The sequence below is a fragment of the Bacteroidota bacterium genome (assembly GCA_039111535.1).
Classification (GTDB): Bacteria; Bacteroidota; Rhodothermia; order Rhodothermales; family JAHQVL01; genus JBCCIM01.
In genome coordinates, this window is the sequence record JBCCIM010000195.1 from 1 (window position 1) to 12,416 (window position 12,416).

A 12,416-nucleotide genomic window follows, 5' to 3' on the forward strand; every position below is an offset into this window, starting at 1 on the left:
CACTCTTTACTCCTCACTCTTTACTCCTCACTCTTTACTCCTCACTCTTTACTCCTCACTCTTTACTCCTATCTGAAACAAAAAAATTAGCACAGACTCTATCTGAACCCCTTGCACCTCTGCCTAAAAGGCTCTAACGTTCATGCTCAGTTAACACCCACCTGTTAATCGCCTCTTTGGGGCAGTTGAAGCATGTCAGTGAACGCAGAACAACGCTTTTCTTCGCGCTGGGGTCTTTTGCTCAGTGTTTTAGGTATCGCCGTTGGTACGGGCAATATTTGGCGATTTCCTCGGATAGCCGCCCAAAACAGTGGCGATGATGGCGCCGGCGCTTTTTTGATAGCCTGGGCCATTTTCCTGGTTGTGTGGAGTTTGCCGCTTATTATTGCGGAATATGCCCTGGGCCGAAAAGGCAGAATGGGACTTGTGGGCACCTTCACTCGCATCGTTGGCGAGCGCTATGCATGGATGGGGGCCTTTATTGCGTTTGTTGCCGCTGCCATCATGTTCTACTATTCTGTAGTGGCCGGCTGGTGCCTCTTCTATTTTACCGAGATGTTAACCAATCCCTTACCGCTTAATACAGCGGCTTCTACAGCTGTATGGGAGAATTTCCAGGCAGGAGGGCGCCCCATCCTGTTTCACGGGATTGCAATGGGCTTTGGCGCCCTCGTGGTATGGCGTGGCATTTCTTCAATAGAGCGGGTGAACAAAATCTTAATCCCGACGCTCGTGTTGATTGTGCTGGTTGCTTTGGTGCGCAGTGTTACGCTATCCGGCGCTAGTGATGGGATTAAGTTCCTCTTTACGCCTGACTGGGAGCTGTTTGCCAGTCCCAAACTTTGGCTTGATGCCCTCACGCAGAACGCTTGGGACACTGGCGCAGGATGGGGCCTGATCCTCACGTATGGCGCCTACATGCAACGCGAGCACGGCATTGTTAAAAATTCCATTATCACCGGTGTGGGCAACAATACCGTATCCCTGATTGCAGCAGTTACCATCTTTGCCGCCGCGTTTGCCATCCTTGGCGCAGACATGTCGCGTACTGAGGTGCTTGCCGTGATGAAAGACAGCGGGCCGGCTTCTACAGGGCTCACCTTTATTTGGATGCCACAGATATTTGCAGCGATGCCAGGAGGCAACTTGTTTGCAATATTCTTCTTCCTTGGGCTCTCGTTTGCTGCGTTCAGTTCATTGATTTCCATGATTGAGCTGACGACACGTATTTTTGTCGATGGTGGCCTGTCACGCACAAAAGCTGTTGCTGCAGTTTGCTCTGTTGGCTTTTTGCTTGGTGTACCCTCTGCGATGAATCTAAACATCCTCGGCAACCAGGACTTTGTATGGGGCGTTGCGCTGATGATATCTGGTGCGCTGGTTGCCTTTGCTGTTATCCGCTATGGTCCGGGGCATCTGCGTCGTGAAGAGGTCAATGCTACGCCTGGGGACTGGGGTGTTGGTAAAGGCTGGGGCCTCATCATGCGCTACGCAATTCCTTTCCAGGCGATTGTGTTGCTGGTATGGTGGCTCTATCTCTCGATTACTGTGTATGCACCAGATACCTGGTACGACCCAACGGATCCGTACAGCTTTATGACGTGTGTCTTGCAGTGGGGCGCAGTTATGGTGTTCTTCATGCTTATTAACCGCTGGCTGGTTAGCCGGCTCAAGCGGGGTGCCCTCGTGCAACCCTAGCGACCATACGCCCTTGTTTTAGTATTTCAGGCCGTGATAACCCGTTAAAGCGTGTTGTTGCGGCCTGTTTTAGTATATCTTTTGATCGCCCGATATTACACGGTTTGGTAACGTATTTTCGTTCCGTCAGAAATTAAACCTGTCACGACCTCTGATAAAGTGTTTCGGTTAAATAAGGCTGTGAATCATAAGGCTTTTCCAGGTTTTTAAAATTAAGTCTTACCCGTACGACGATTGGGTACAGATTTTGATTTCAAGGGATACTTGTCAATTCATTGATAACAAATGCAAAAGTGACCCCCATTTCTTTTCAGGGCCTGGTACTCATATTTAACTACATCGTAATTAATTAATCACATGGTTTCTAATAGATTGCCGTCTGTTCAGGTGTGGACATTTTTTACAGTACTGTCCATTCTCCTTACAGCATTACCCACAAATTCTCAGGCACAGGTTAGCCACGTGCCTAAACCGCAATTGAACCAGAATGCCGCGCGCAACGCGCTAGATACGCGGCAGGTGTATAACCCGGCAGGTGCAAACAACCCGGTGTCTTTTGACGCAAGTGCGCTGGAGGGTGAAAACCTGGTACTGCCAACAACGCTGGATTTTGGTCCGGATGGCCGGCTTTATGTAGCCCAGCTCAACGGATTGATCAGCGCTTACACGATTGTTAAAAACGGCCCCAATGATTACGAAATCACCGATACAGAGCCAATTCGTGTACTCAAAGAGAATATTGACAACCACGATGATGACGGTCCACTCAATACCACAACCATCACACAAAGTGGTTTTCCGCTCGACTTGGCAGTAACACGCCAGATTACGGGTATTCTATTAACAGGTACACCGTCGAATCCAATCATTTACGCTACTTCGAGCGACCCGCGCCATGGTGGTGGTGACCTCAACGGCATTGATGATTCAGGACTGGATACCAACTCTGGCGTAATTAGCCGGCTCACATGGGATGGCAGCGCCTGGAATAAAGTCGATCTGGTTCGTGGCTTGCCGCGTTCTGAAGAAAACCACTCTGTGAACGGCATCCGGCTCGATGAAGCCAACAATATGATGTATGTCGCAGTTGGTGGCCTTACAAACGGCGGCGCGCCGTCCAACAACTTTACCCGCATCACCGAATACGCCATGGCTGCCGCCATTCTGAGCGTTGACCTTGGTGCTATCGAAGCGCTACCCCTGCAAGGGAGCGGAAACGAGTCTTATTACTACGACATGCCAACGGTTGATGACCCAACCCGCGACAACGTAAATGGCATTACCGATCCCTCAGATCCTGGCTATACGGGCGAAGACATTGGCGACCCGTTTGGCGGCAACAATGGGTTGAACCAGTCAAAGCTGGTTGCAGGTGGTCCGGTACAATTGCATGCCACGGGACTCAGAAATCCCTATGACCTTGTGATCATGGAGACTGCGCCATACACAGGCAACATGTACACCATTGATAACGGTGCAAACCCAGGCTGGGGCGGTCATCCCATTGGGGAAGGCAGTTACCCTGGCGCAAGTGCCGGCCTTTGTACAAACGATTATGATCCGGCTGAGCCTGGTTCCACAGGGCCCGGGCCAAACGACGGCCAGGTGAACAACCTGAACGGCATGCACTTCATCCGTGAACTGGAAGCCGGCCGCCCTTACTATGGCGGGCACCCAACGCCGATCCGTGGTAACCCTGCCGGCGCTGGACTTTATACCTATTTTGATGGAGCCGGTACGTTTCGTACCAGCACAGCCGGACCCAATCCGCTGCCAGCTGACTGGCCGCCAATTCCTGTAAGCGAAGGATACCCGGCAGAATGTGACTTTCGTAACTCTGGTGAAGATGATGGGTCGATGGTTGATTACGTCCCTTCAACCAATGGCATGGCCGAATATACAGCGAGTAACTTCGACGGAGAAATTCAGGGTGCCATTATCTCAGCCGGCTTTAGCGGTGAGATTTACATCGCCAAGCTCAATGCGGCTGGCGATGCCGTAACCAATGGCGTTGAAGAGCTCTTCAGCAACTTCGGCGTGAATCCCCTTGACGTCATCGCACAGGGTGACGATGATCCGTTTCCCGGCACGATATGGGCTGTAACCTATGGCTCCTGGAGCGTAACAGTGTTTGAACCGGTTGAAGGCGTTGTCTGTAACGGTGGCCCCGGTGCCCAGGACGATGATGGCGATGGCTATAGCAACGACGATGAAATTGCAAATGGCACCAACGAATGTAGCGCTGCAGACAAGCCAAGTGACGCTGATGGCGACCTGATATCCGACTTGTCCGATGCTGACGATGACAATGATGGGACCGATGATGTGGATGACGCTTTTGCTATCGATGCAGCCAATGGCATAGGTAACACGTTGCCCATCAAGTACGACCTGTTCAACGAAGATCCGGCAACCGGATTCTTTGGGCTGGGCTTTAACGGACTGATGACAAATGGTAGCAGCGATTACCTCGATCAGTTCGATACCGCCAATGGCATTTTTGGCGGTACAGCTGGTCTGCTTACCTTCCCCAGTGTAACGGATGGCAATGCGCTTGCCGGCTCGAACGACCAGGATAATGCGTTGCAGTTTGGTGTTGATGTATCGAGTGCTACTGCGCCGTTTGAAGTAGAAGTTCTGATCAAACCGCCTTTCTTTAGTGCCACAACGCCACAAGATGGGCAATCACAGGGCTTTTATGTCGGTACCGGTGACCAGGATAACTACCTAAAAGTTGCCCTTGCAGCCAACGGAGGAAATGGTGGCATTGAAGTGGTATGGGAGAATGGTGGCTCTGCCACAACAACCCTTTATGGCGACAATCTTGGCGGTGGTGAGCAGATCCCTGATGACGTATTGAATGCCAGTGGATCGTTAAGTCTTTTCTTACAGGTAGATCCGGCTGCCGGCACTGCGCTGCCAGGCTATCAGGTAGACAACAACGAGCCGTTTTACATGGGTAGCCCAATCAGCCTTTCTGGTGATGTTTTGTCTGCACTCCAGAGCAATGGACAGGCGCTTGCTGTGGGTATTATAGCGACATCTGATGGTCCCGGATCACCTTTTACCGCAACATGGGACAAAGTAGATGTAACCACGATCTCCAATGGGGCATCAGCTCTTGTTGAAATTGCCACGCCGGAAGACATAGATGCTAGCACAGTTGCCGGTGGCAGCATCAGTGTTGAGAATACCTCGACGAACGGCCAGAAAATTACCAATGTAACCTTTGATCTTAGCACAAGTATCTTCCCGGATTTAGTGTTTGACCCGGATGGTTCTGCGGGTGACAATACGGGCAAAGGCTTTACGCCAGACAATGGTCAGAGCCAGACAGGCTTTGCCAATGCTTCGCTCGAATCGCCACATAACGGCACGAACGGCGAAGACGGCTACGACGCTGTTACGGCTACTTTTACTGATTTTGATCCTGGCGATTCGTTTGGCTTCTCAATTGATGTTGACCCAACAACAATCAAAGGGGCAAGCGCACCGGGACCAGGTGAGTCTGGTAGCGTATCCGGACTTGAGTTGTCTGGCGCCTCCGTTACGGTGAGCTTTGACGATGGCTCGGAGTATACAGCTGAACTGTTCCAGGTTGAGGGCAGTGTGAGTGCATCTGCCGGCTTTGCTGCAGCTGACATTCTTGGCGCGCCGGCCATTAGTGTACCCGGCGCCTCAACCCTGAAATCAAAAGTAGACGACCTCGAACAGACCATCCGCGTCAGTGGCGATATCGGACAGCAGGTGCGGCTTATGGTTGTTGAAGCGGCGCTATTCCTGTCGGGGGGGGGCTTTGATGTCGATGCTTTTGAAGCCAATACGGCGCTGGCTGTGCAAGAATTTGACGAAACGATTGGCGGGAGCGGCTTTATAGACTTTAATGTTACGCTGGGCAACTCGCAGGCAGAAGGAGGCATCAACTACGCAGCCGCTGTGTTTGAAGACGCAGATGGCCGATCAGGAGATGTTTCTGATGTTGTGGTACTCGATTACGACCCGGACGGCGTTGCAACAACCATTGTTCGTATTAACGCGGGTGGCCCAACGGTATCGGTTAATGGCGTGAGCTGGGATGCTGACCAATTCTTTGTTGGTGGCGGTACATTTTCCAATACAACGGAAATTGCTGGTACTGACTCAGATCAGATTTACCAGACAGAGCGTTTTGATGCCGGCATGAGCGGCTTGTCGTACAACATCCCGGTACCGGGTGACGGCAACTACAATGTGACGCTGCATTTTGCTGAGATCTTCTTCGGCGCACCCGGTGGAGGCGCTGAGCTTGGCGGGCCTGACAAACGCGTATTCAGTATTGATATTGAAGGCGGGCAGGCATCCATTACAGACCTTGATATCTACGACGAAGTCGGTGCTGCAACAGCGCTGGTTTATACATTTGAAGACATCAATGTGACCGATGGCGCGCTAGAGATTGCGATGACATCCAGTGTGCGGGAAGGCAAGTTTTCTGGCATTGAGGTGTCAACACTCGGCGACCCGAGCCCGATAACTGCTTCGCCAAATCCGATTAACTTCTATGTTGCAGAAGTTGGCGGCACCGCAAACGACCGCACCATTACCATTGAAAATAGTGGAGGAGACGATATCACGGTAACAGGTGTTTCGTACTCCGGATCGGGGGCTGCAGACTTTACGAATGCGTTTACTTCTGCATTCAACATTGTTGGCGGCGGATCGAGCGAACTGGACATTGGATTTGCACCAACTTCAGCCGGCGCAAAATCTGCCCAACTCGAAATTGCTTTCACGGGCGGGTCTGGGTCACCAGCTAAGCTCACTGTAAATGGCGTTGGGCAGGCCGTCTCAAACGGTGAAGTGCTCTATCGCGTGAATACTGGCGGAGAAGCGCTGGCTTCACTTGACGGCAAACGCGTTTGGGCCGAAGACCAGACACCGTTCTCTGCCAATGCGCTTGGGCAGGCCAAAGTGGGTGCGCCATCACCGTTTGTGAACTCTCTTGGCGCCGGCGACCATACCTTTGGTACCCTGGATGATGTGACCCTTGACGGCACCGTGCCTGGCAGCGTACCGCCTGAGGTATTCAAAACAGAGCGTTGGGATCCGGCTACGGAGCCAAATCAGCAGTGGAGTTTCCCTGTGCCTTCCGGCACCATGGTCGAAATTCGGGTATTTCTGGCAGAAATCTTCCTGACAGACGATAACAATGGGACCGATGGCCCCCGCATTTTTGATATCTCGGTAGATGGTGTCGTGCCGGCCGTATTTGATAATATCGACGCCTTTGCAGAAGTAGGGCACGATGTGGGTATCATGAAGTCGTTCACAACAACCAGTGATGGTGTTGTTGATCTGGAGATTTTCAAAGATGGCGGCGAAAACTTTGCCGCAGTAAAAGCCATCGAAATTATTGATCCGACCCTTGTCAGTAACGAAGGAGAAGATACTGTTATACCAAGTGCCTTCCGGCTTATTGGCAACTATCCAAATCCATTTAATCCGACAACCAACGTGATATTTGAAGTGCCACAGCCGGCGCTGGTATCCGTTGAGGTATACGACGTAATGGGGCGTCAGGTACTCGAAATTCCAGCCCAGGGCTTTGCGCCAGGTGCCGGACAGCTCACACTGGACGCCAGTAGCCTGAGTTCGGGTATTTATCTTTATCGCGTGGTTGCCGAAATGAGCACTGAGACCCAGGTTAAAACGGGTCGAATGACTTTTGTGAAGTAATTAATTGAGTAATACAGTGATGTAGCACTTCCGTTTGATTCTGTAGCCCGGATTAAATCCTCTGGCTCAGGGCCAAACGGAGGTGTTGCGGCGCTTCATATAGTTTGTAGTAGTATGATGGATGATCAGAGCGCTTCGACAGATACAAAAACAATTCCCCCAGATCACATTTTACCCCAAGGATTAACCGATATCAGCCTGGAAGCAGACGCTTCATTGCAGCGCATGATATCCTGGCTCACAGCGGCACCTGTTCGGAATTTAACTGCCGGCAGAAAAGATTATGGCTCCTTCAGCCACGGTGTGCACGATAAAACGGGCCACAGCCCCGGCCAATACACTGAAATAACAGGCTATGGCGTGAGCGTTTTTGCGCACTTGTTTCGCTGGCGTGAAGACGAGAAATTCCTGCAAGGCGCTATCGAAGCAGCAGATTTTCTGCTTTCGATTCAACTTGATTCAGGGGCCTATCCGCACTGTCCTGACCCGTTACAGTCTTGTGCAAACGGAGAGCAGTATACGTTTGACACGTCTATGTGTACGATGGGCATCATGGATCTGTACCATGTGCACAAAGAGCAGAAATACCTGGATAGCGCAATTCGTGCCGGGGACTGGCTGCTTTCCATGCAGCGGGAAGATGGTGGATTTCTCGCCAAAGCCACAGCGCAGGCAGGCAACCTCAATACTGGCAATTTCTTTGGGGATGGGAGCTGTATCCATGTCAAAAATGCCATGGCGTTGCTGAAACTGGCAGAATATGCGAAAGCGCCACGGTTTGCTGAAGGCGCGCGCAAAGTATGCGACTACGTACTTGGATTGCAGCGCGAAGATGGGATGTTTTGGTCGATGCCGAGCAAAAATTTCGTTTTTACCCACGCACATTGTTATGCCTGTGAAGGATTTATTTCAGCGGGTGCTTACCTGGGCGAGGAACGATACACGGAAGCAGCCCTTCGGGGCGTGGCCTGGTTACAGCAGGTACAGAACGAAGACGGATCCGTTTACCAGGTCTACGAAGACAGCCGAAAGCTAAAAAGACGCGCCCGTCAATCGGTACATGCGTTCAAAGCGGCTGACGCAACATCACAGTCCGCACGCCTCTTTGCCCTCGCCGGCAGCGGATACACACCGAACTACAAAAAAGCCATTGCTTTCGTAAAAGAAGAGATGCAAAGCGAAAGCGGTGGCCTGCATTATATAAAAGGTAGATTTCGGACCGATTACATGATGTATACGTGGCCAACAATGTTTGCCATTCAAGCGATAGAATTTGCACATCGACCAATTTCAGCCAGAGACCTATTCTAGGGATCGATATAAATTTATATGAAAGATAAAGCAAAGGTGGTTGTCATTTTTGGCACCCGCCCAGAGGCGATAAAAATGGCGCCTCTCGTGAAGGAGTTACAGAAGCACCCGGATACTTTTGAAGCAATTGCCTGCTCTACAGGCCAGCATCGCGACATGCTGAAGCAGGTACTCGACGTATTTGAGATTGAGCCCACACACGAACTCGATGTGATGGTGCCCAACCAGACACTGGCCGGCCTGACCTCTCGTCTCATCCAGCGCCTCGATACCTTGTTTGGCGAAATTAAGCCCGACTGTGTGCTGGTGCATGGTGATACAACGACAGCAATGGCGAGCGCACTCGCAGCGTACTACCATAAAATTCCGATTGGCCACGTTGAAGCCGGGCTACGTACCTACAACCGGTACGAGCCATTTCCCGAAGAAATGAACCGGCAACTGGTCGACGTGCTTTCCACGTTCCACTTTGCGCCAACGCAAACCGCAATCGACCACCTTAAGCAGGAAAATACGCCTGAAGACTATCTCTGTATTACAGGGAATACGGTGATTGACGCCTTGCACATTGTGGTTGAAAAAGAATGTGAGCTGCCGCTTGACATCGACTGGGATAACCGCCGCGTTATCCTCGTGACGGCACACCGCCGTGAGAGTTTTGGCGAGCCGCTGGAAAACATTTGTGACGCCCTCAATGAAATTGTGAACCGCTACGATGACGTAGAAATCATCTACCCGGTACATTACAATCCGAATGTGCAAAACACGGTGTATGGCCGGCTAAAAGATATTGATCGCATTCACTTGATGGATCCACTCAATTACCTGGAGTTTGCCAAGCTGATGTCGAAAAGCTACATCATCCTGACCGATTCTGGTGGTATCCAGGAAGAGGCGCCGGCGCTAGGCGTGCCCGTGCTTGTGATGCGAGACGTAACAGAACGCCCTGAGGCTGTGGAAGCCGGCACGGTGCGCGTTGTAGGTACCGATACCAACAACATCGTTGAGCAGGTAGCAAAATTGATGGACGAAGCAGAACACAAGTCTATGTCGATGGCCATCAATCCCTACGGAGATGGCACTGCCTCCGCAAACATTGTTCGTATCCTTAAAGAAGCGCTCTAGCAATGAACATTCTCTGGATTCCTCACAGCCCCTCGGAGCCCGGCGCGCATCGGCGTGATCAGTATTTTATTCAATTGCTGAAAGACCGGCACCATATTTACACCCTCACCTGGGAGACCTGGAAAGGGGGCGATCGGCTCAAAGCTGTGTTCGCTGGCCTGCGGTTCTACCCGCTGACCATCGATGATCTGGATGCGTACCATGTTCGCCGCATACCCGACTTTACAAAGCCGTTTCGCAGCAAAGACTACAAAAATGTAGGCATCAACGAACGGTTCTTTCATGCAGATATCCGTCGCATTGTCAAAGAGCAGGATATCGACCTTGTGATTGCAGGACCTACCAGCTTCATGACTGGCTATCCGCCGTTTGACCTGGATGTGCCGCTCATTTTCGACTATCTCGATTGTGCGGACTGGGATGCAAAACCGGATCATCCTGAAATCACCTACATGGAAAAGTCGGACGCAATTCTTTGCGTGTCGAGTATCGCCAAAGAACGGGCAGAGCGGTACGATAAGCCGTCGCTTTACCTGCCTAACGGCGCTGACGTCAACAAAATGCGTAACGCGTCCGGTGATGCTGTGCGCAAGAAGTTGGGGCTCGAAAACGCCCAGGTAGTCAGCCTGATTGGACTAACATGTAGCTCCAGACTGTATTTCCTGGAGTCGGTATTGCTTGCAAAAAAGCAACTGCCAAACCTGAAATGTTTACTGGTTGGTCATTCGCCGGCTATTGAGGCAGCGCTCGCCAAAATTCCGAATGCCGAGGATACCTTCCTCTTTACAGGACCTGTGCCATACGCCGAAATTGCCTCATACTTCGCAGCAACAGACGTGGGCATGTATCCGGTAGATGAAGCCGTCTATTACGATGCTGCATCGCCAATCAAGATTTTTGAATACACAGCTGCCGGCAAACCAATTGTTGTGCCGCGCATCACGGAAGCAGAGCGTCTTGGCTTTGATAATCTCGTCTTTGCATCACCAGATGCCGAGCCGTACGCGGAAGGTATCGTGCAGGCGTTTACCAATCCGCCGCCGACGCATGTGCCGAAGGTTGACCAGTTCGACTGGCAGTACCTCGCGGAGTCGCTTGACAAGTTTCTGATGCAGTTTGATCCAGCAGCAAAGCCGACCCCAGCGCCGGCTACAACCTAGACGCATGAATATCAGCGAAGAAGTACCTCCTGCCCTGAAAAGTAATACCATTCAGCAGGCGAGCCAAAACGGCAATGGCCCGTTTCCCTTGCGGATGTTCTTTGGGCACCACAAATGCGCCACCGGTTGGATTGACAACATCCTGCGCGAGATCTGCCTGCATATGGGCATCTCGTTCAAAATTGTGCATCAGCCATACTCATTTGAGCAGTATGGCACCCTGGGGCCCCTTGTAAAGCAAGAAAAACTCCAGTTTCTATCGTACATCAATACCGATCTGCGCTATACCCATGACCTGGAAGTATACCGCGCATTTCATGTCGTGCGAGATCCGCGAGACATTGTGGTTTCTGCCTACTTTTCCCATCTGCACAGCCTGAAAGCGCCAACATGGGATGAACTGAATACGCTTCGGGATAAGTTGAGCGGCCTGTCCAAAGAAGAAGGGCTCTTCTTCGAACTCGAATATTTGCAGGATCAGTTTCGGCGTATGGGGGAGTGGGACTACAACCAGGACCACATCCTTGAAATCAAAATGGAAGAGCTTAGCGCAGATCCCGTGGGGAAATTTCAGGAGATCCTGGAATTCATGGAGATGTTCGACCCTGAAGAACGCGCCGGCCTCGGGCTAAAGATGCGTAACATGCGGCTCAAAATGAACCGCCTCAATCACAAAGGCCGGCGGTTTATGCCAGGGAAGATGCCAATTTTTATGGTACCCAAAAGGCCGCTGTACACGTTCCCACGTGTTGCCCTGCAAGAAGTGACGGAAAAGCTGAGCTTCAAACGTATGGCGGGCGGCCGTAAGAAAGGGGAGGAAAACATCAAGAGCCACTACCGTAAAGGGGTGCACGGTGATTGGAAAAACCACCTCAACGATGATCATATAGCCTACTTCAAAACCCACTACAACGATTTGCTTATCAAGCTGGGTTACGAAGAAGATGGCAACTGGTAGCGAAACCGTTACTGCCTGATAATATTGGAAACTAGATTTGAAACAGAAGCACGCAGCCGGCTGCGTGCTTCTGTTTTTTATCCCCCTTCTGCGATTGCCCGCGCTTTGCCCATATAGTCGGCAAGCGCTTTCTCTATTGCGCCTCGACTGGCTTTTTCGGCGCCTTCTGTTTTGTACATGTTGCCAAGAGAACGCGCAATACCGGCGTCGCCACCGGTGAATGCATGGATCATCTCTTTCATACGGACCACCAGCGCCTGGACTTCATCAGCCGCTGGATTGATACCGTTTTTCATCGCGCTCCGGAATTCAGCATTGAGCTCAGCCCAGTCGGCCTGTGCTTTTTGCATACCTTCCGGGCCCATGGCTTCACCACGTTGCTTCAGGGTTTCCAGTTGTTCGGGAGTATAATATTTCTCGTGCATTTTAGTCACCTTAATCGTTTCGAG

The 12,416-nt window shown here is 51.4% G+C and carries 7 protein-coding genes; 6 read left to right on the top strand and 1 reads right to left on the bottom strand.

The genetic code is table 11. From position 1 onward, the window contains the following. The first annotated feature begins 192 nt into the window (after positions 1-192). From AAF564_22040 to AAF564_22065, 6 genes are all read left to right on the top strand, one after another. A complete protein-coding gene (locus AAF564_22040) occupies positions 193-1,698 on the top strand; it encodes a sodium-dependent transporter (GenBank protein MEM8488248.1) in 1,506 nt (501 codons plus the stop codon). A gap of 357 nt (positions 1,699-2,055) precedes the next feature. Further along, positions 2,056-7,413: a malectin domain-containing carbohydrate-binding protein gene (locus AAF564_22045; protein ID MEM8488249.1), complete on the top strand. Its 5,358-nt coding sequence runs from the start codon at positions 2,056-2,058 to the stop codon at positions 7,411-7,413. Between the two features lie 114 nt (positions 7,414-7,527). Next, on the top strand, positions 7,528-8,724 hold the full coding sequence (locus tag AAF564_22050) for a prenyltransferase/squalene oxidase repeat-containing protein (GenBank protein MEM8488250.1): 1,197 nt from the start codon (positions 7,528-7,530) through the stop codon (positions 8,722-8,724). An 18-nt stretch (positions 8,725-8,742) separates the two neighbouring features. Further along, on the top strand, positions 8,743-9,849 hold the full coding sequence (gene wecB, locus AAF564_22055; GenBank protein MEM8488251.1) for a UDP-N-acetylglucosamine 2-epimerase (non-hydrolyzing): 1,107 nt from the start codon (positions 8,743-8,745) through the stop codon (positions 9,847-9,849). 2 nt (positions 9,850-9,851) lie between these two features. Beyond that, positions 9,852-11,009: a glycosyltransferase gene (locus tag AAF564_22060; GenBank protein ID MEM8488252.1), complete on the top strand. Its 1,158-nt coding sequence runs from the start codon at positions 9,852-9,854 to the stop codon at positions 11,007-11,009. Positions 11,010-11,013: 4 nt separating this feature from the next. After that, complete coding sequence (locus tag AAF564_22065) at positions 11,014-11,967, top strand: sulfotransferase domain-containing protein (GenBank protein ID MEM8488253.1); 954 nt, start codon at positions 11,014-11,016, stop codon at positions 11,965-11,967. Between the two features lie 77 nt (positions 11,968-12,044). On the opposite strand, the gene AAF564_22070 is transcribed toward AAF564_22065, so the two are convergent. Beyond that, a partial coding sequence (locus tag AAF564_22070) for a TipAS antibiotic-recognition domain-containing protein (GenBank protein MEM8488254.1) occupies positions 12,045-12,416 on the bottom strand: 372 nt, incomplete at its 5' end.